Below are 21377 nucleotides of genomic sequence, written 5' to 3'. Positions count from 1 at the left end.
ACCGGTCAATGGATCGCGGGACGATCCAAGCCAACGTTTGCCTCGCCAAGCCTACTTGGCGGGCTGCGGTTGCGTTAGGTCGTAGTCGGCCGGTTTCTTGCCGGGGATGAACTTTTTGAACCCAAACCCGGTTGGGTTGTATTCGCCCACGATCGAAACGTCCAAGTCATCGGTGATCCGGTCTTCTAGGCCCACGCACCACAGCGACGCGTTGACCAGCATTCGGCGAACGCCTTCGTTGGGCAGGTCATCGGCGGATCCCATCGTGGTTGTGAAAACGCGGCCGCCGTTGTAGGTCCGCGTCCAAGCGATTGGCATCATGGGGTCGTTGCGATCGTCGGTAACGGGCGCGTCATCTGGGTTCATGCCTGACAGGATCTGTCCCTTGACGATCGCGTGCCCGTCGCCCGATAGCGGCAGCTTGACCGCGTACACGTCCGTTGGCCCCCAGATGTCGCCCGACTGGATGCCGGTTGCGATCGGGTGGTCCGGGTCGCTGATGATCCCAGCAGTGGATTCCGAGCCATGTTTGCCATGGTGGGCTACCCAGGTTTCACCCAGCACCTGTTTGCCGAAGCCGCCGGCAAAGTCTTTGTTTTTGTTGTTCCACGAATACTTGGCGTATTTGCGGTCGGCGGGAATGTTGAACGGGTGGGTCGATGTTCGCAGCCCCATCAATGGGCGACCGGCATCGACATAGTCCAGGATCATTTTCATCTGGTCATCGGGAAGGTTGCGAAATCGCAGCCCTAGGATCACCAAGTCGGCTGAATCCAATGCCTGAAGTCCAGGGATGTTGGATTCAAATTCGGGATCGATCAGCCCGGTTTTGGGATCGATTGCGAACAGCACGGTGCAGCGAAATCCGAGTCGCTGGGAGAGGATTTTTCCGAGCTGTGGCAGAGCTTCCTCGCTGCGGTATTCATGATCGCCCGAGACCAGCACGATGTGTTTTCCCGCACCGGGGCCATCGCCACCAGGAAAGGTCAACCAAGGGTCATCGCCAAGGGCCGGTACCGATGCGGACACGGCCAGGATTGTCAAACACAGGAATGCACGAAGCATGGAAGTCTCGGTCGATACGAGGGAAGAGTTGATGGTTGTTTGCCAGGCCTGGTGTGGGAGGCCGCGTCGTGGGGTTCGCCAGAAATCCACTACGTCAGTGATTGTTCCAACAGTCCTCTACCCACCGAAGCGCGTCCCGCTGCGGATCGCAGCGGGACGGAAGTCTGTCGTCACCTACTTTTGGAAGATCGGGTGTTTGGCGTTGCCACCTGCACGCAGGTAGGCGACCAAGTCAGCGATTTCTTCGTCGGTGAACGTGTCGATCAGTCCGGCTGGCATCATGCTAGTGGTCGCCGGTTTCGTGGTTTCAATCGTGTCACGATTGACCTGCGTTTGCGACGATGGGTCTAGCATGTTGGTCATGACGGCCAGGTTGCTTCCGTTCATGTTGACGACTCGACCGACGACCACGCGTCCATCGTCCGTCAAAAATTGGGTCGCACCGTATTGGTCACTGATCACTTTACTTGGTTCGATGATCGAAACCAGCAAGTCTTTGGCGTTGAAGCGTCCGCCAGCAGAGGTCAGGTCCGGTCCTAGGATACCGCCCTGCACTCCCATCCGGTGACACTTGTAACACTGTGCTGCCGCGAAGACTTCTTTGCCACGTTCAAAGTTGGCAACGTGATCCTCTGCGGTCGTCACATCTAGCAGGTCGTCGACGGTCCATTTGTGGACAAACGGACGTGCCTTGGTGACAGCGTCATCGGCTTTCTGAGGTGGATTGATGACCGAAGCCAATTGATCCTGAACATCTTGGGGGACTCGTTGCAGAGCCGCCTTTTTGATGTTGTCGATGAAGCCGCCGAACGACATGCCGCCGCGTGCGCTTTGGATATCGCTGAACCAAGTGAAGTACTGGCGATGCAATTCCGGGGTCCAACCGTTCTTGGTGTCCCGCAATGCCATCGCATAGTGGATCTGGTTTTCCTGGCTGGGCGATGCCTTCATTTCGGCAACGACCTTGGCGGTCGCGTCGGCCGAACCGAGGTAGATCAGCATCTGTGCCAATTCGCGGTCCACCTGATTGTCGCCGGTCGGGAACTGTCCGTCGATTTTGGCCAACAGCGGTTTGGCTTCGTCCGCGTCGATGGCGCCCAATCGAATGGCAACCAATCCGTAGGCTCGCAGCAGGCCAATGCGGTTGCTGGCGTCTAGCGATGACCATTCCAGTTCGTTCAAACCGGACAGGGCAGCCGCCTTGTCGCTCGCTTCGCCACAACGGGCCAGCGCAATCACACCAAGGATTCTGGCACGTGGGTCGTCCAATGAAACGACCTGGTCACGCCATCGCTGTACCGGTTGATGTTCCAGCGCGATGCGAGCCGCGAAACGGATGGCTCGGTCTTCATGCGACAGGTTTTCCAGCATCATCGGGATCGAGTCAGCCGAGACGTCCCCGACATGCAACGCTTCCAATTGGTGGCGAAGATCGCGAAGTGCTTGGGCAGACGAATCGACCGCTGGGACCGGTTCGTCGGCCAGGTCGCCGGTGTACGTGATTCGGTACAGACCGCTTTGGGTTTTGCGTCCACCGATGGTGAAGTACATCGCACCGTCGGTCGGGTGAATCAAAATGTCGGTCACCGGCAGCGGTGCTGCGGTCGCAAACGTTTTGTACGAACCGGTATAGGAGCTGCCATCGGGGGTCAATTCCACGGCGTGAATGTTGCCGTAGCTCCAGTCACAGATGAACAGCGAATCGCGGTACTTGGCGGGGAACTTGGCGCCGTATCCGAAACAGATTCCGGTGGGCGATCCAGGGCCGATGTCGACGGCCGAACCGAACGAATCGGGGTAATACTCTGGCCATTTGCCAGTTCCGTTTCGCCATCCAAATTCGGCGCCACTGATGACGTGGTTGATGCGGGTTGGGCGATACCAAGGTGTACCGACGTCCCATTCCATGTCCGCGTCATAGGCGAACAGTTCGCCTTGTCGGTTCAGTGCGATGTCGTATTCGTTTCGGAATCCGGTGGCGACCAATTCGATATCGCTGGCGTCCGGGTTGAACGAAACGACGTAGCCACCGGGGGCCAAGCGATCGGCGTTGTGACCACGGGCGTCGGGCATGCGGCCCAACAGGTGATCTTCGTCCCAGTTTTCAGGAACACGACTGCGAGTGATGTTCTTTGGCAGGCTGGTGTTGTTGCCCGCGCACATCAGAATTCGCTGTTCGTCGGGGGTCAGGATCATCGCGTGCGGACCGTGCTCGGATCCACCGTTGAGCGGGATGATGTGTTCTTTCTTGTCGTACTGATCGTCACCGTTGGTGTCCGTCAGACGCCACACGCCTGCGGGGAACGTTCGCGAGTTGACGTTGGCGTACAAAGATCCGAACGCACACAGCAATCCCTGTGCACCTTCGAATTCAATGTCCAGTTTTTCGACTTGCGGGTCATCGCCGCTGATGTCGATTCGGTACAGCCCACCGTATTGGTCGCACGCGATCAATCGTCCTTTGGGATCCACCGTCAGGCTGACCCAGGATCCTTCGGTGTCGCCGGGAACTTCGTGGATCAGTTCGACCTGGAAACCTTCGGGGACACTGAACTGGTCAACCGGGGTGACGCCCAGTCCCGCCGCATGGGCGGACGCCCCGACGGCAAAAAACATGGAGGCGGCAAAAAGTGACAAGAGGTATCGCATTGGCGACAGACCTTTTTGGTGGGGATGGCGGGTGTGTATTGGAGGGATATTTTGCGATGATAACCATATACGGGCAAATGCTCCAACGCAGGGCGTCCAGAATTCATTCTGGATGGTTCGGAACAACTGTGTTGTGGCCGCGATTTGTTATGTTAGACCCGTAAAAACGAACGTTTTGAATGCCTTTTCGGAGCCTAAAGCTATGTCATCGTTGGTCAAAGATCCTGGCGCATTGCAACGTTCCGTCGGCTGGGATGCCCAAGTATCTGCGGAACCGGCTGAACGCGAGCGACTGCGTAGCTACATCGCGTTTCAGATGGCGTCGGCCGGTCTGTTGCCTCCCGACGACGAAACCGTTGCTGATTCGATGGCGGCCTTTTCGACAGGGATTCTGGATAGTCTGAAGGAAAAGAACCGCTTGTTGGCCGAGCACCGAGCACCGGTCGACAGCCGCATCGAATCTTTTTTGCAGGACTACTTTCGCGACGAAGTCGGTGAATCGGCGCTGCGATTGCCCAGCCGATCGTTGACTCTGGATCGCCATGGGATGGCACGCGAGTTGAGTTTGCCGATTGGTGGCAATGAATACAAAAACGAGCTGGTGGAATCCTTCCGCTGCGAAAACGGCGTGCTGAACAATCCTCGCGCCGATCGTCGCACAACGGCTGGCACCTTTCACGTGGTCGAGGGGGGATTGCCAATCCCCGGTGACAAACGCGCGGTGCCCAAAAACGTCTTCGTCAATCTGTTCCGCGCGGCGATGAGCCCGCCTGAATCGTTGATGGAACTGCCCTATTCGTCTCAATCCAATCGCCGGGCACACACCTGGGTGTCGTTGCTGTTGCGGCCATTGGTGTGTCCGCGGGTGCCAGGATACTGCGAGGCAAAGTCGCTGGAAGTTCGCTTCTTTGCGCCCGCGACGCTGGTCAGCAATCTGGATTTCGTGGAATCGATTTTCGGCAATGCCGGTGACCCGTTGATCGCGGCCAATGACGCCAGCTTGGATGTCCACGGCTGGAGCGGGCATACCGGATGCGTGGTCCTGGCCACCCATTTGACCTCGCTGACCAAGAAGGAACTGGGACTGCCGTCCTATGACGATGCGACCGAACGCCAGCGGCGTGATTCGATGTGCTGGAAAGATCCCGGCGAAAAGTACAACGACGGGGGTGCCTTCAAGATCACCTGTCGCGATGCCTCCGGTGTGATGGTCACTTTGATTGCGGACAACTATTACGGTTACTGCAAAAAAGAAGTCAAAACACAGATCAGCTACGCCACCAACCTGATGGGCAACACCGAGGAAGAACACGCCGGTGGTGCGCTGGCGTTTGCGTCGTATTCCTTGGGCGAAGATTTTCAGGTCAACAGTCGCCGATACAACGGTCGCAAGTTCGACGAAATCGTCAAGGAATACCAGTCGTTCATCGACTTTCAGCCCGAAGGTTACGGGATCGATAAATTCGACCCATCGGTGATCTACATCCCCGAATCGGCTCGAGCCACACTGTCCGAAAAATGCATTCTTTGGACGAAGGATGGCGTCGAACAGCGGATCCCTCTGCTGCCGCGAAACATCTACATCGCACCCAGCGGATACAAGATCCAGCTTGAAAAACACCCCGAAGCACCGTCGTGGCGGCTGATCGGGACCGTCGGCGAAGGCATCTTTTGCCACAAACCCTGCACGGTCAGTGGTGGCGGGAAAAGTGAGATCAGCAAGAGTCTGCGCGACTACATGCTGTACGGCCCGATCTTCGTTGCCGACCACGAGAAAGATTTTGCCAAGTTGGACGAAATCTTCAGCCGCGATTATCAAGATCGTTGGGACCCCAACACCGAAGACAAACCCAGCTATGACGATCGGCCAAGCCGTGGCGTGCTGGACCCCAAGCGAAGTCTGGGCAGCATGATTCAGTTGCTGACGCCGCAGCCGAATTTCCGCGAAGAGTACGTCGCATGGTTGGCGACGATTCCTGACCATGTCTATGCGTTGGCCTTGATCATCAAGCGATTCATCAAGCCCGGCATGGAGAATAACTGGAAGGATTACTTTGGCGTCGATATCGTCAACGGTGCCCCCGGTCACGAATTGAAAATTGGCGACCGTTCCTTGGTGGGGACCTACCTGCGAATCGGGTTGGACGAACAGCGTTGGCGGACGTTCAAGCTTCGCCAGGACTTCATCGCGGCGGCCAAGGTCCAACGCGAAGACGACATCAGTTGCAGCGTGGTGGTTCCCGCTGGCGCTGTCGATCAAGTCGGCGTCGCGGTTCCCAAGGCGGGGAGTTACAAGTTCGTCGAGAACTGTGAATACCGTCTGTTCCAGCGTCCTGATGATGCGATCCACCGTGGATTGGATAAACAAACCGAACTGGATTTGTCCAAGCCGGGCAACTTCATCAGCAATTTTCAGCCGCTGCCCAGCGAAGTTACCCGAGAATTGGTCGAAGACGCGATCGAATTCGACAAGTTCACCGATCCGATGCAGGACCTGCTGCTGCGTGCGGCCGCGGTCGACGATGGGTTTGTGGTCAGCACCGCCCACCCACGCGTGATGGGCGACGGAACGCGTACGTCGAACCCGCGATACTTGCAAAACCGTCCTGACATGGTCAACGCTCGCGATACCTATGTCGCCATGCGAGGCATGCAACTGCATCGCCGATTGCCCGCGGACGCTCCGGTGCACACTCCGGTCGGATCGGTGCTCAGTGGACGGCGGAACAATCCGCCCGAAGCCGATAAAGGCATTCGATCGTTGGCGGTCTATTCGCCCCTGCACTACCAAGAACTGCCTGAACTGGTGATGGACTATGTCTGTTCGCTGACGGGTAAGAGTCCTAGCACCACCGGTGCGGGCAGCGAAGGCGCGCTGACCAAGGGACCGTTCAACGCGTTGATGCCTTCGATCGATTTGAATTCGATGGTGGTGTCGATGATCCTGACGGAATTGGCTGGGTTCAGCACGCCGGCCGGTCACATCGGACCCAAGTTCGCGATCGGACACGATATTTCGTTGCTGATCCCCGAAGTGTGGTGCCGGATGGGACCCGAGGAACGCGACCCACAGGCATTGATCGATGCGAAAATGCTAGAGAAGGTCGAAGACTTCGAAGCCGACGGAGTACTGATTCCCGCTAGCCGATTGGGATACCGGATCACTCGCAAGTTCGTGCGAACCTACCTGGGGCGGATCTTTGATAATCCGGCAAAGGTGTTCCCGGACGAACTGCTGAAACCCGAACTGCAAGACCCGGCCTCGTTCGCCGACGGCGTGCTGCACATTGCCGAAGCACAGAAACGGGTTGCCCTGCAGTACATGGCCGACGGTGGCTACGAACTGGCGTGCCCGCCGTTGCAGGCGGTGCTTAGCATCATGGCCTACGGCGAATACGAAGGGAAATCGATCAATGATCCCGAAGTACGTGAGTTGTTCAATCGCGATGCGTTGTTGGCCAGCGATTGGTATCAACGTCGCCTGGTGACCAAAAAGAACCGTGATCTGGACCTTTGGAAGTCGTTCGAAGATCGGCTGACAACGGTGATCAAGGAACTGACGGACGAAGAAATGTCGATGACCGACAAGGCCGAGGCAGCCGAACTGAATCAGCGGCTGCAGTTCGTTCGTCAACAGATCGACAATGTGTCGTCGCCTAACTACCAGCAATCGTTGATCGGAACCCTTGGTGCTGACCCGATGCAGCCATCGTTGACCGACAAGTCGATGCTGAACAAATTGGCGGGCGTGTAGTCGCTGGATTGACCCGATTACGATCTGCCGTGGTCCCCGCGGCAGATCGGTATCCCTACGCCGTGGACATCCGCGGCTAGATCCGCGGCGAGCCCCACTGGGCCGCGCGTCGAATCATCCCGGTCGTTCACCCGCTTGGCTGCGGGCGTCGATTTCGTTCAACACGGGCACCAGCAGCGCGACCGATTCGATCGTGTAGTGGGCGCCGGCGGTGGTCAACTGTTGGACCGCCGCGGCAAGCTTCGGTTGCTGTTGGTCCAGTGGCAGTTCGTCCCACTGTTGCTGACTTAGTCCGACACAATTGCCGCTGCGGGTAATCCCCACGGTCCAACATCCGGCGTTGCGTCCGGCTTCGATTCCGACTTGGGTGTCGTCGACTTTGACGATCCGATGCATCGGAAACACGTCCAAGCGTTTTGCCGCTTCGAACAGCAAGAACGGCGCGGGGCGGCCGCGAGGTGCATCGTCGGCGCACAGAATTACATCCGGGTCGTAGCCCTGTTGCCGAGCCGCCGGAGCAACGATCTGCATCAATTCCTGCGTGTAGCCGGTGCTGGATCCGATTTTCAGGCCACGGGATCTGCATTGGTCAATCGCATCAACGACCCCATCGATCATTTCGCAGTGGTCACCCAGGATCGACTTTTGGATCGGCAAAAATTCGTCATAGATCGCATCCACGTCGTCGTCGGATATCGGTCGACCATGTTCTGCTTGCCATGCCTGGGCGACTCGCGTCATCGTGGCAATCGCCAGGATGTGATCTCGTTTGGCCCTGCCCATCGGTTCTCGGGCTTCGACGATTGTGATGTCCACGCCCCGGCTAGCAAAGACCGATTGGAACACGGCGGCCGGGGCTCGGCTGCCGTGGTCGATCGTGGTACCGGCCCAATCGAGGACCAAGGCGCGAAGGTGTGTGAAGTTCTGGGTCATGAAGGGTCTCCTGCCCATTGTTGCCAAGTTTGTTCTGCCAAGCCGTGCGCCATCGTCATCCCGGCGCCGCCGGTGCCGACAAAGACATCAACGGCACCCGCGGGTGTGTCGTGATAGATCGGTAGCGAAGTGTGTTTTGCGTAGATCCCGTGCCACCGTTGTCGCACCGTCCAGTCATCCAGATGAATCAATTCTCGTAGTTCGCGGATGATCCGGTCGTCGATTTGTGGTTTATCGAACGGTGAAATGTCATCCCCGTATTCGTGCGAATCACCCAGGATCACGTCCCCGCTGGGGAACGTTGACGCCATCACATGGATGCCGTACTGGTCCAGTTCAGGGGATTGCTGGGCGATTCGTTGGCGCAGGCCGGCGAGTGATGGGCACGCATTGAATGATGTGTAGTGCCGCAGTGTTAGCCCGCTGGCGATATGGGGCGAAGGTTTTGTCGGTGGTCGCTGGGACGTTTTCAGCATCTGCAATTTGCAAAGCTTCAGGCCGGATTTCTGGAGCGATTCGGGGAACAGCGTTTCCAGGTCGCTGCCGCTGCAGACCAGAATTCGATCCGCCCGCCAACAACGCCCGTCGGATGCCTCGATCCGTCCATCGCTGACACCGCTGATCAGGGTTTCGAAGTGGCAATCCGCACGCCCTGTCTCCGTCAACCAAGCCGCGATGTTAGCGGACGCTGTTCGTGGGTCGACGCGGAGTTCGGTCGGGCTGTGCATTCCGCCCAACAATCCATCGGTCCGCACCAGCGGTGAAAGATCAGCGATTTGGTTTGGATTGACCATGCGGGCATCGTGGGACCCCAAGGCACAGAATTCTTCTAGGACCGCCAATTCGTCGGGCTGCCGGGCGACATGGATCGAGCCGCAGGTTTCGGCGCTGACGACGCCCTGACGATCGAGGTCCAGCCACCGCAGGCGTGATTGCAGGGCTAGTTCATAGAGCGGGCCGCCGGGTTGTCCGATCGGCCAGATCATGCCGAAGTTTCGAACCGAGGCACCCTGGGCGGCCGAGGATCGTTCGAACAATCCAACCGATAGGCCGCGGCGCGACGCAGCCAGAGCATGAGCTAAGCCGACAATGCCACCGCCGATCACGGCAACATCAAAATGAGAGTTCATCCGTTTTGATCCGCTTGAAGAGTCGCGATTGGATTGGGCGTATCGTTCATGGACGCAGGGTCAGGGATCACGGCGACGCGGACCGGACGCTGGTCGATCAAGCAAGTCAGGGCCGCGTCGATGTCTGCCAGCGAAAACGATTCTTCAATCAACGACGCGAATGGGTACGTGGCATGTTGGGATTCCAGGAACCGCACGGCGGCGACCAAGTCGTCTGGACGGTAGTTGTGGATTCCGTGCATGGAAAGACAGTTGCGAACCCACCGTTGGGGGTCCATTGCCACGGGATCGCTGGGCATGACGGTGCCGACCAGTACGATTCGGGCGCCGACATCGCCGACGCGGACTGCGGCAGCGACGGCGGTCGCCGAGCCCGAGAATTCTAGGATCACATCGAATCCTTCACTGCCGTCGGCGAGGGCAGGTGGCGTGACGCTGGATCCGACTTGGCAGGTATCGGTTGCCCCAAACCGTTTGGCGCGGGCCAAACGATCGGCCACGGGATCGACCACTGTGATGGATTTTGCCTGGGCGGCATGAGCCATCGCGGTCGCAGTCAGCCCAAGCATGCCGGCACCGAAGATCAACACGCGGTCTCCCCTGCCACACTTGGCCGTGCGCATCGCGGCGGCTACCGTGGCGGTTGCGCAATTGGCCGGACAGGCAACCTGCCAGGGAAGGTGGGGCGACAGCTGAACGATGCTAGATCCTTGTTTCAGTAAGATGAAATCCGCTAGCCCGCCGCTGAGGGTGTCACGTCCTTTTGCGACCGTGTGCCCATATTTCATCAGTGATCGGCATTTTTGTGGCAGACCATTGTGGCATCGGTCGCAGTCAAAGCACGATACCGCGCATGACCACGTGACACGGTCGCCGATAGACAGTGGGGTGCCTTGGACGTCGGTCGGTGGTTGGCTGCCTAGTTCGGTGACGACGCCGATCGCTTCGTGCCCCAACACCGTCGGCATGGGTTCGTTGCGATCGCCGGTGACGGTGTGTCGATCGCTGCCGCACAGAGTGCTGCATTCGATCCGGACCAATACTTCGCCGTCGCCTAGGGACGGTAGCGGCACAGTGCACAGATCCACTGGGTGACCGATTTTTCGAAGCACGGCAGCGCGGCCGCGGGCATCGATCGGGGCGGGCGTCATAGCGATGGCTCGGCAAGCGTGCGGCGGAAGTATCCATTGGCCATCGCCAGAGCTGCGATCGACACGACGGCGACCGTGATCAGCAGACTGCCAAAAAACGGCAGCGTTTCGTGCGGCTGGCCCGAAGATATCGGCAACAGCATGACGACTGCGTAGCCGAGGTAGCCTAGTGAATCGGCGATGTAGATCAAGAATCCCAAATTGCTAGGCACCTTGGATGCGGCGATCAATCGCTCGAACACGGTCGTGTGGAACAGCACGTACGGGACGTACAGTCCGACTCCGCAGGCAACCATGAACACGATCGGTGATAGCAGTCCATATCGAATTCCCATCGCCGACGCCGACACCACCACGAACGCGGTCATCATCGCCAACGTTGTGATCCGCATGGCCAGAATGTTGTCTCGAAAACAGGCAGCCATGCCACTGAGCGCTGTGATGATCACTGCGACGATCGTTTCCGACGTGGCGTGGATCGAAGGTTGTTGGTCGATCCCCAGGCCCTGCCAGATTTCAACCGCAAAGTCGTCTCGCACCGTTCTGGCGATCGTCAACGCGATGTAGACAAAGAACAACAGGCACAGTCCCGGCCAGTATCGAAGAAAGAAATCCTTTCGTTGTTGGCCCGTCATCACATTGCGTTCGCGGCGCAGTCGACGATCGTCTTGATCCGGTGGTGGCGTGCTTTGCAGAACGGCAAGGGCGACAAACAGTGGCGGCAAAAAGATCAGTCCAACCCACATCGGCATCTGAAATTCGCTGACGCCGACGTCAGCAATCAGCCAGCGGCCAACCGATTTCACAACGCCCGATGACACGATGAAACTGGCACACAGCGCGGCAGAGAGTGCTTCGGTTTGCTTGCGACCTTCTAAGAATCCCAGCACCAACCCAAAGATCATCCCCAGCGGTAGGCCGTTGAAAAACAACATCATCGGTTTGATGGGCATCGGTGCGTATGCAAATCCGACCAAGGCCAGTTCCGAAAAACCGATCAGGCCAGCGATCGTCACCACGCGGTAGCGACTGGGCATTTCCGAAATGATCTTCACGCCGATGAACTTGGATACGACATAGCCGAGCAGTTGCGCAACCACCAGCGCCGTCTTCAGACCAAACCCAAACAGTTCTTGGTCCGCAAAGGTGCCCGCAGTGAACGGTTTGCGAAATGCATACATGCAAAAGTAAACGCCGAACGCGGCCACAGCGGTGGCCAGTAATCGTGGCGCGGAATTCGCGTTGCCGTTCACGGTGGTTCGATCCCCCAGGCGGTGGTGGCCGAGACCGCCTGCCCGCGATTGTGATCGGTGGGCAGGATCGAAGTGCGTGATGCGTCGAAGCATCAACGCGGTGGCTCGACGAAGGCGGCGAACTTAGCAATTGTCCGTGTCGCGCAGGGGGGCAATCACCCAGTATTCATCCACCGTTCACACCGGCTTCATGAACCCGACTGGACCGGCGGGAACGCGCGTTCAAATCGCACGGTTGCACACCCCATCATCGATGGGCGGGCTTGGACCGTCGTCATCGCCAACGTGTATCGACTGCTTGGCTTGCCGGCGACCGTGATCTTCTGACGCTCGCTTTCGAAGTGAACGGCAAGCTGCGTTTAAAGTTGGGCAGCGGCCGCTTGGTCGATGACAAGCGTGACGTCGTCGTGCGATTGCAACAGCGATGCGGGGCAGTCGATCGTGCGTGGGCCACGGATCGCTGCCGCAACGGCTTCGGCCTTGGATGTTCCAGTTGCAATCAACACGATCCGGCGGGATTCCAAGATCGTACCGATGCCCATGGTGATGGCGGTTCGTGGCACGTCGTCGATTGAATCAAAGAAGCGTGAATTGGCGTCGATTGTTTCCTGCGTCAATGCAACCTTGCGAGTCCGGCTATCGGCTGGTGATCCAGGTTCGTTGAATGCGATGTGTCCGTTGGAACCGATTCCTAGAAGTTGCAATTCAATGCCGCCGGCACCGGTGATCGCGGCTTCGTACGCTGCGACATGGGCATCCAGATCGCGGCAGCAACCGTCGGGGACATGGGTTTTGGCCAGGTTCACATTGACGTGGTCAAAGAGTTGTTGCTGCATGAAGTGACGAAAGCTTTGAGGGTGGTCCGGACCCAAGCCGATGTATTCATCCAAGTTGAAGGTCGTCACGCGACTGAAATCCAGTCCCGCCGTTCGGTGTCGGTCGATCAATCGACCATACGTGGCAACTGGGCTGCCGCCGGTTGCCAAGCCTAAGACCACGCTCGGGTTCGCGACGACCGCGTCAGCGAAAATGCCGGCGACATGGTCCGCGACTTCGTCAGGCCCGTCCAATATGGTCAGTTTCGGATCCGAGGTCATATCAATTCCGATTCAAGGTTCTGGATCGTTTCCATCATCACGTAGGTCAGATCGCCAACGCTTAGTTTTTCGCAGGTGCGATCGCGTAGGTCGTTCCTAAGGAAGACACGAACGCGTTTGACGTGGTTGTCGAACTGTCGCTGGGCAAGCGCCGATGTAACGGGGGACACGTCGCCCAGGGTACGTACCACCGCGTCCCGTCCGACGACGTCGATGTTGATGTCGACTTCTAGCTTGGCGGGCGGTGCGTCGATCAATACATCGACCGGGTGAATGACCAGACCGGTGCGTCGCGATAGCTGTTCGGCTAGTCGTTCGGCCAACGCGACCAACCACCAGTAAGGTTTTCGGGCCAGCCGATCGTGCACTTGATCGCCATCGATGGCGTTGAATTCGGCGGCCCGTTTGTAAAGCAGTCGGCGCGGTCCGAACAACCCTTGGGCCAAGGGTTCCGCGACGCTTCCTTCGGCTGCTCGGCGTAGGTTGGCGATCCAGTCATCGTCGGTCATCCGCAAAGTAGATTCCAAATCCAGTCGGTGTTGCAGCAGGAACACGCATCGCTGCAGCATCGCCGTGGCGGCCCGGACACTGTGATGCCAATACACTTCGCTGAACATGATGTACCGCGAAAAGACCATCATTTCGGCTGCCGTGCGTCCCTTATCGCCGATCGCCAGCGAACCGGTTTCGGGATGGACGCAAAGCGACGAAATCAATCGTCCAGCGTCAAAATTGCGGCCGTAGGGGACACCCGCATGCAGACTATCCCGCTGCAGATAATCCAATTTGTCGACATCGATCGGTCCGCTTAAACAAGTGGCTAGAAAGTGTTGTCCGGCGGATGTCGCTTGGTCGCTTGATGGCTTCGGTGGGCATAGCAGGCCGATTAGATCATCGGTATCACAGGACCAATCCTGGTCGATGCATTCTGCCAATTCGGATTGACGAATCCAGTCGCCAATCCGCTGTTCGTGTTCAGCTAGGCCTTGGATCCGCATGTCTTCGATGGGGTGGCAAAAGGGCCAGTGGCCGACATCGTGCAGCAGTGCCGACAGCACAAACGCCTCGGCCATCTTCGGATCGACGATCGACGTGAACGCATCGTCGTGGGCGAATCGTCCCAGGACTCGGATCGCGTTGTCGTACACGCCTAAGGAATGTTCCAAGCGCGAATGGGTAGCGCCGGGGTACACCAGCGATACCATCCCCAGCTGGCTGATCGACGCCAACCGCCGCATCGGTGCGGTGTCAATCAGCCGGCGGATGCGGGGCGATATCGGCACATCTTGGGCGGGAGGAATTCGGATCAACGATCCGGTTTGGTACAACGAATTTAATTCTGGCAGCATGCTTTGCGTTCACCCTGAAACGGACGGTACGAGAACGTTACGTCGGTTAGGGAACCGGAGTTCCGGTGGCTAGCGTTGTACCGCTTAGCAGAGCTAACAAGAGGGTGGCGATCAGATACAGCCCGGCATGCGCCAGCCCGCTGGTGAATTCCAGCTCGAACGTGCCGACCGACACGAACGCGCCGACAACCAACATCACTGAAAAGATAATCCCGAACCACATGAACGACATTTCGGATGGCGATTCCAAGTCCAGCATGTAGGACGGCAAGAACGCATACAGCAGCCACATGGCCGCCAACAACACCGAACAAATCAAAACACGATTCCGCAGTTCGGATGCGACGTAGGGAGCCAGTTCCGAATCACGCACAAAGGTGTATCCGGCCCACACCAACGGTGGGGCGATCGCCAACGCGCCAATGATGTTCATCACCATGGGGACGCCGCCGGTGAAACGCAGCCCGATCGCCACACCGATCGCGGCCAGCACAGCGCCGCCGGTGATCAGCAATCCCTTTCGCGTCACGTCCGTCTCGGTCCGTTTCAGCGGCTTCAGAACGCTTTGCCCGGTGCGATCTTTCGGTGCCCCGTCGTCGGGGGCGTGAATGACGACTTCCTCGGATTCGTCCGGAACGCGAATCTGGTTCTTGCAGCTCGGGCAGGGGCCGGTTTTGCCAGCGAATTTCTCACTGACTTGAAACCGCTTCAAACACTTCGGGCAGGTGACTTGGATCGGCATGGAAGACGAGAAAAGCAGATTGTTGGGAAACAGGCTTTCGGCGACATGCGAAAGCGGGCCGAAGGTGATAATAACAGACATCGGATTTGCTATTGTAGGTGCGGTGCGGCGACCGCTGGGTTAACCCAAGCTTTTCGGCCGCCACCATCCCTTCGCACCGTGGCCTACGCCCAACCCGGTTTCTATGAATCCAACGGATACCCCCACTGCAATGTCGCCCACCGCGCACGTCGTTCTGTATCAGCCCGAAATTCCACAGAACACTGGAAACATTGGACGGACCTGCGTCGCCGTGGGGGCCAAATTGTGGATAGTTCGTCCAGCCGGGTTCCAAATCGATGACAAACGGCTGAAACGAGCCGGGCTAGACTATTGGCAGCATCTGGAACTGGGCGACGCGGACAACTGGGACGATCTGGTGCGACAGTTGGAACCACGGCGGTTCTTTTTTCTGTCGCGTTTCGCCACTCGCAACGTCTGGGACGTCGAACTGCGGCCTGATGACGTGTTCGTTTTCGGCCGAGAAACCTCGGGGCTGCCCGAATCGATTTTGGATCCCGCCGATCCGCGATCGCTGCGGCTGCCAACGTCCGGTCACGTCCGCAGTCTGAACCTGGCCACGACCGTGGGGGTCGTGATGTACGAACACCAGCGACAAGTTCGATCGCTAGACCAGTGATCGCGCCCCGTCGTCGGTCTGTTGATTTCGTCGAACTGGCAACGGGAATGGTAAGCCGCTGGCCGTGAGACCACGGGCCGTGAGACCGCTGGCCGTGAGACTACGGGCCGTGAGACTACGGGCCGTGAGACCACGGGCTTTGGGGGGAATTCCCGGCCGCTCACGCGTCGCGGCTCACTCAATCGGCAAACCGTCGTCGGGATCCGCTGCGGGACCTGATTGCCTGGGCCGACGCCTTGGGGGGGCCTCGGATCCCGATGGATCGACTTGGGCCGCCCGGACACTACAATCGTGTCATACGAATCACCCTGATGAACCCCGAACGCTGATCAACCATCCCTTTGGTGAATGAACAACGCTGCACCCCCGAAACGCCGGCCGCCACAGATCAGCATCGGATTCATGCTGTTGATGACGATCGTATTCGCCGTGATGGCGGCAGGGTTGCTGTACGCTGCCCGCGTGCCAGCGATCCAGAACGAATTTACTCGTCGTTCAGGCGGTGACGTGGGGCGATTGCCCCACATCATCTTCGTCATGTTTACGTTCACGTCACCACTGCTGCTAGCCGGCACGTTGTCCACCTGCATGGCGGTCAAGCGTTGGTGGACGAATCGGTGATCGATCAGGCGGCCGCAGATTCGGATGATGGTCGGAACCCGACCACCGTCACGGGTGTGCTGTGGAATCGGCGGCGACCGGCAAACTGGCTTTCGGATGGACTGGCTTTGCGGCTGCCCTTCTTCTATGGGTACGTGATGATCCCCGTCGCCATGCTGTTGTTGATCGCAACCAGCCCTGGCCAGACGTTTGCGTTCAGTGCGTTTTTGCCCGCAATCCGCCAATCGCTTGTGTTGTCTGAAAGCGAGTTGTCGTTTGCGTACATGTTGGGAACTCTTTTAGCAGCCATCCCGCTGTTGTTGGTAGGACCACTGGCGGATCGATTTGGGTTGCGTTCGACCTCGTTCGTTGCCGCATTAGCTCTCGGGTGCACCTGTTGGTTCGCATCGACGATTAGCGGTTGGTATGGTCTGTTGGCTGCGTTTTTTCTGTTGCGGTTTCTGGGCCAAGGAACGCTGTCGCTGTTGGGGAACAACACGACCGCGATGTGGTTTCGAAGCCGCATCGGGCGAGTTTCAGCGGTGATCAGCATTGGCACTTCGGTCGCCTTCGCGTGGGTGCCAGAGATGGTCAACGATTCGATCGCAGAGATCGGTTGGCAGGCGACTTATCGATGGATTGCGATCGCAGTGACTGTCGTCATCGTGCCGATGGTGGTGTTGCTGTTCCGCGAGCGGCCGGAAGATCTTGGTCAACGCGTCGATGGGGCTTCGCCTGATTCGGACGTGGTAGCGAAAGATATTGCCAAGACGGGCAATCATTCGGTGGTGGCAACCACGACCGTCGATGAACCGTCGTGGACGATGGCCGAGGCGCTGCGGACGCGATCGTATTTCATCTTGGCGGTGACGAATGTTTCCTGGGCGATGATCGGTACCGGGGTGGTGTTCTACCTGTACACGATTTGTCAGCAGCGCGGACTGGGCAGCAATGTTGCCAGCGACATGTTCAAGACGCTGGGACTAGCGATGTTGGTGGGGCAATTGGTCGGCGGGGTGTTGGCGGATTTTGTGGCGCTGAACCGCTTGCTGGGGATCGGTGTGACGCTATTGCTGGCGGGGATCGTGATGTTGGTCGGTGGAGAAACCGAATGGCTGTCCCATGGGTTTGCATTTCTGTTTGGTGGTGGCCAGGGGATGCTGTTGGCGGTCGGTTCCGCGGTTTGGGTGCGTTACTTTGGCCGCGAACACCTGGGCACGATCCGGGGCTCGGTTTGGTGCATGACCGTGGCCGGCAGCGGATGCGGCCCGCTGCTGATGGGGCTGTCGCATGACCGCTTGGGCAGCTTTCAGCCCGCGCTGTTGGCCTTTGGCGGGACCCTTTTCGTGGCATCCGCGTGTGCATGGTTCGCGACCCCACCGGAACGAAAACAGCATGTCAAAGCAGGTGGATCAGCCGTTTAGGGCCGTTTTTCGTAGCGGAACTCGCCAAGAGTTTCGGCTTAGGACGTGGGGTTACCGAAAGTCTTGACGACTTCCGCAACGCAATGCTTCGACGCTTTTCTTCCCAATCAATCCTGTCTACCTGTTTGGTGCGTGACTTTGGTTTGATCGTTGGGTCCGCGAGGCTGGCTTTCACTAACAGGCAGTACTGCGAACGAAGCGACTGAGTGCTTGCCACGTGTTTTACCGTTTTTCGTAGCGGAACTCGCCAAGAGTTTCGGCTTAGGACGTGGGGCCACCGAAAGTCTTGACGACTTCCGCTACGGAATGCTTCGACGCGTTTCTTTCCAATCGATCCTGTCTAGTGGCTTGGTGCGTGACTTTGGTTTGATCGTTGGGTCCGCGAGGCTGGCATCCGCCAACAGGCGGTACTGCGAACGAAGCGACTGAGTGCTTGCCACGTGTTTTACCGTTTTTCGTAGCGGAACTCGCCAAGAGTTTCGGCTTAGGACGTCGGATCACCGAAAGTCTTGACGACTTCCGCTACGAAATGCTTCGACGCGTTTCTTTCCAATCGATCCTGTCTAGTGGCTTGGTGCGTGACTTTGGTTTGATCGTTGGCTCCGCGAGGCTGGCTTTCACTAACAGGCGGTGCTGCGAACGAAGCGACTGAGTGCTTGCCGCGTGTTTTACCGTTTTTCGTAGCGCAACTCGCCAAGAGTTTCGGCTTAGGACGTGGGGCCACCGAAAGTCTTGACGACTTCCGCTACGGAATGCTTCGACGCTTTTCTTCCCAATCAATCCTGTCTAGTTGCTTGGTGCGTGACTTTGGTTTGATCGTTGGGTCCGCGAGGCTGGCATCCGCCAACAGGCGGTACTGCGAACGAAGCGGCTGAGTGCTTGCCACGTGTTTTACCATTTTTCGTAGCGGAACTCGTCAAGAGTTTCGGCCTAGGACGTGGGATTACCGAAAGTCTTGACGACTTCCGCTACGCAATGCTTCGACGCGTTTCTTTCCAATCGATCCTGTCTAGTGGCTTGGTGCGTGACTTTGGTTTGATCGTTGGGTCCGCGAGGCTGGCTTTCGCTAACCGGCGGTGCTGCGAACGAAGCGACTGAGTGCTTGCCGCGTGTTTTACCGTTCTTCGTAGCGCAACTCGCCAAGAGTTTCGGCTTAGGACGTGGGGCCACCGAAAGTCTTGACGACTTCCGCTACGGAATGCTTCGACGCGTTTCTTCCCAATCAATCCTGTCTACCTGTTTGGTGCGAGACTTTGGTTTGATCGTTGGGTCCGCGAGGCTGGCATCCGCCAACAGGCGGTACTGCGAACGAAGCGACTGAGTGCTTGCCACGTGTTTTACCGTTTTTCGTAGCGGAACTCGCCAAGAGTTTCGGCTTAGGACGTGGGGCCACCGAAAGTCTTGACGACTTCCGCTACGCAATGCTTCGACGCGTTTCTTTCCAATCGATCCTGTCTAGTTGCTTGGTGCGTGACTTTGGTTTGATCGTTGGGTCCGCGAGGCTGGCTTTCGCTAACCGGCGGTGCTGCGAACGAAGCGGCTGAGTGCTTGCCGCGTGTTTTACCGTTTTTCGTAGCGGAACTCGCCAAGAGTTTCGGCTTAGGACGTGGGGCCACCGAAAGTCTTGACGACTTCCGCTACGGAATGCTTCGACGCGTTTCTTTCCAATCGATCCTGTCTAGTGGCTTGGTGCGTGACTTTGGTTTGATCGTTGGGTCCGCGAGGCTGGCTTTCGCTAACCGGCGGTGCTGCGAACGAAGCGGCTGAGTGCTTGCCGCGTGCTTTACCGTTTTTCGTAGCGCAACTCGCCAAGAGTTTCGGCTTAGGACGTGGGGCCACCGAAAGTCTTGACGACTTCCGCTACGCAATGCTTCGACGCGTTTCTTTCCAATCGATCCTGTCTAGTGGCTTGGTGCGTGACTTTGGTTTGATCGTTGGGTCCGCGAGGCTGGCTTTCGCTAACCGGCGGTGCTGCGAACGAAGCGGCTGAGTGCTTGCCGCGTGCTTTACCAGGGCGATCGCCGGTTGCTGCTGCCCCATGAACTGTCCCACGAACTGCTCCATTGGCGATTTTTTCGGCCACGTCGTTGGCCTGCCCGCCGGGCGTGTTCTTGCAGTGCACCGCCGGCCGCGTGAGCCATCGCGTTGATCAGGACTTGTGTCATCGGGTGCGCCGCGACGGCAGTGACCTGTTCCATGACGGTCGGTCCCCATCGTTGAGCCGAACGGATGGCGTTCCATAACATTTCAGCGTCCCCCGCATCGATCGCCCGGTTCAGTTCGGATGAAATGTCCAGTGTGCCGACGAACTGGGAACGTGACGAATCGAAGCCCGCCGATCGGAACTGTTGGATCAGCCGACCCATGTCTTCCAGGAACGATTGCATTTGGTTGGTCTGCGTATGATGCCGCTGAGTCGCTTCGGACAGTGAACCAATTTTGGCTTCGACGTCCATCAGTTGGGCAACAATTTGATCGTCGCTAAGATCGATCGTGTCTTGGGCGCGGCGTCGCAGGTCGCCCGAATCGATGTGTTTCAGCATGTCGCGGAACAACCCGATGGCTTCGTGGTAAAACGGGCCCTGGCTGTCCGCGGCGGTGGTCAATTCGCGTTCGGCCTGATTCGTGTCGGCCATCAATTCGTTGAATCGGTTCAGATGCTGGTCACGGGTCAGCGCGATCGATTGGGAACGTTCGATGCTAGCCGGCAGCCCAAGATTGGTGGCAACTTGGTCGCGATGTCGTTCCAGTTCGCCCATCACGGTATCCAGCGCATTTCGGTCATCGGCGATGATCCGACGCATCTGTTCGGGCGTCTTCCGCAGGAAATCGTATCCCTGTTTTGCGGTTTGGAAGTCGATCATCTTGGCGACCCAGCGATCCATTCGCCGGGTGAACCCGCGCGAGGCATACTGGGGTGTGCCGAATTGGCGATCACGCAGATAGGTGAATAGCGAACTGTTTTCGTAGGCAGGAAGTTTCTTGGCGGCGTCCTGTTCGATCTCGTTCAGGTTGGCTTCCGCACGCTCTAACGCCGCTTCGGCTGCCCCGGCGCGTTCTGAAAGTCTGACAAAGGTTTCGTCACGGCGCAGTTGTTCTTCGACCTGTTTGGAAAGCTGTTCGTGAGAATCGATCGATGCGTCCAGTTCTTGATTGATCTTGATCAGTTCGGCATCCGCCAACTGTCGTTGACCGGCAAGACGGGTGATCTGGTCATTGAGCTGCTGGCACTTGTTTTCCTGACGGCGAAACACCTGCGCGATCGACGGGCGAACTTCGGCCCAAGTTTCTCGAATCGCATCGGGAGTCAGTTCCGGCAGGTAATATTCCGCCAACTTCACCAAGGCGTCGCTGCGTTGGTCGTCCAGTTGTTCACGATGTTGGTCAACCTTCCCGACTTGGTTGCGCATCGATTCCAGACGTGACTGGGTCTGGGTGTAGGCATCCATCAATTGTTGGTGGACGACGGGACCGGAGATCGGCATCGGACGTTTTTGCCTGGACGAGGGGATGGAGAAGCGGTGTGACGGGTTCAGCAGGTCGAAGCGTGT

General features: G+C 58.0%; 14 protein-coding genes. 4 read left to right on the top strand and 10 right to left on the bottom strand.

Annotated features, from left to right (window positions below):
* Positions 1-51: 51 nt before the first annotated feature.
* Together K227x_RS29075 and K227x_RS29070 are read right to left on the bottom strand one after the other, a co-directional pair.
* Positions 52-1065 (bottom strand): ThuA domain-containing protein, encoded by a 1014-nt coding sequence (locus tag K227x_RS29075; RefSeq protein ID WP_145176422.1) that lies wholly within the window; start codon positions 1063-1065, stop codon positions 52-54.
* Positions 1066-1239: 174 nt separating this feature from the next.
* Entirely contained in the window at positions 1240-3681 is a 2442-nt protein-coding gene (locus tag K227x_RS29070; RefSeq protein ID WP_246146370.1) for a c-type cytochrome, read from the bottom strand.
* A gap of 235 nt (positions 3682-3916) precedes the next feature.
* Here K227x_RS29070 and K227x_RS29065 point away from each other — a divergent pair, with 235 nt between their 5' ends.
* Positions 3917-7468, top strand: coding sequence for a hypothetical protein (locus K227x_RS29065; protein ID WP_145176416.1), 3552 nt, complete (start codon positions 3917-3919; stop codon positions 7466-7468).
* Between the two features lie 114 nt (positions 7469-7582).
* Here K227x_RS29065 and phnX read toward each other — a convergent pair whose 3' ends face one another.
* From phnX to K227x_RS29030, 7 genes are all read right to left on the bottom strand, one after another.
* Complete coding sequence (gene phnX / locus K227x_RS29060; RefSeq protein WP_145176413.1) at positions 7583-8401, bottom strand: phosphonoacetaldehyde hydrolase; 819 nt, start codon at positions 8399-8401, stop codon at positions 7583-7585.
* Positions 8398-9531, bottom strand: a complete 1134-nt coding sequence (locus K227x_RS29055; protein WP_145176410.1) for a TIGR03364 family FAD-dependent oxidoreductase — start codon at positions 9529-9531, stop codon at positions 8398-8400. The genes phnX and K227x_RS29055 overlap by 4 nt, the downstream gene beginning before the upstream one ends.
* Complete coding sequence (locus K227x_RS29050) at positions 9528-10682, bottom strand: zinc-binding dehydrogenase (RefSeq protein ID WP_145176407.1); 1155 nt, start codon at positions 10680-10682, stop codon at positions 9528-9530. The genes K227x_RS29055 and K227x_RS29050 overlap by 4 nt, the downstream gene beginning before the upstream one ends.
* Positions 10679-11935, bottom strand: coding sequence for a DUF5690 family protein (locus K227x_RS29045; protein ID WP_145176404.1), 1257 nt, complete (start codon positions 11933-11935; stop codon positions 10679-10681). The genes K227x_RS29050 and K227x_RS29045 overlap by 4 nt, the downstream gene beginning before the upstream one ends.
* Before the next feature lie 359 nt (positions 11936-12294).
* Positions 12295-13032 carry a glucosamine-6-phosphate deaminase gene (nagB, locus tag K227x_RS29040; protein WP_145176401.1) on the bottom strand — a complete coding sequence of 246 codons (738 nt, stop codon included), beginning with the start codon at positions 13030-13032 and terminating at the stop codon, positions 12295-12297.
* Positions 13029-14381 (bottom strand): HD domain-containing protein, encoded by a 1353-nt coding sequence (locus K227x_RS29035; protein ID WP_145176398.1) that lies wholly within the window; start codon positions 14379-14381, stop codon positions 13029-13031. Before K227x_RS29035 ends, nagB begins: the two co-directional genes overlap by 4 nt.
* Before the next feature lie 46 nt (positions 14382-14427).
* Positions 14428-15204 carry a hypothetical protein gene (locus K227x_RS29030; protein WP_246146369.1) on the bottom strand — a complete coding sequence of 259 codons (777 nt, stop codon included), beginning with the start codon at positions 15202-15204 and terminating at the stop codon, positions 14428-14430.
* A 130-nt stretch (positions 15205-15334) separates the two neighbouring features.
* Here K227x_RS29030 and K227x_RS29025 point away from each other — a divergent pair, with 130 nt between their 5' ends.
* The 3 genes from K227x_RS29025 to K227x_RS29010 all read left to right on the top strand — a co-directional run bounded on the left by K227x_RS29025 (position 15335) and on the right by K227x_RS29010 (position 17826).
* Positions 15335-15802: a tRNA (cytidine(34)-2'-O)-methyltransferase gene (locus K227x_RS29025; RefSeq protein WP_246146368.1), complete on the top strand. Its 468-nt coding sequence runs from the start codon at positions 15335-15337 to the stop codon at positions 15800-15802.
* Between the two features lie 348 nt (positions 15803-16150).
* The gene (locus K227x_RS29015) at positions 16151-16423 is read left to right on the top strand and encodes a hypothetical protein (protein ID WP_145176392.1); all 273 of its coding nucleotides are present in this window, start codon (positions 16151-16153) and stop codon (positions 16421-16423) included.
* The gene (locus K227x_RS29010; RefSeq protein WP_145176389.1) at positions 16408-17826 is read left to right on the top strand and encodes an MFS transporter; all 1419 of its coding nucleotides are present in this window, start codon (positions 16408-16410) and stop codon (positions 17824-17826) included. Before K227x_RS29015 ends, K227x_RS29010 begins: the two co-directional genes overlap by 16 nt.
* Positions 17827-19832: 2006 nt before the next feature.
* Here the strand turns inward: K227x_RS29010 and K227x_RS29005 are convergent.
* Entirely contained in the window at positions 19833-21311 is a 1479-nt protein-coding gene (locus tag K227x_RS29005) for a hypothetical protein (RefSeq protein WP_218933628.1), read from the bottom strand.
* Positions 21312-21377 lie beyond the last annotated feature (66 nt).

The organism is Rubripirellula lacrimiformis (genome assembly GCF_007741535.1).
GTDB lineage: Bacteria > Planctomycetota > Planctomycetia > Pirellulales > Pirellulaceae > Rubripirellula > Rubripirellula lacrimiformis.
The sequence above is the reverse complement of the archived record's forward strand: the minus strand, read 5'-3'. Positions and strand labels throughout refer to the sequence as shown.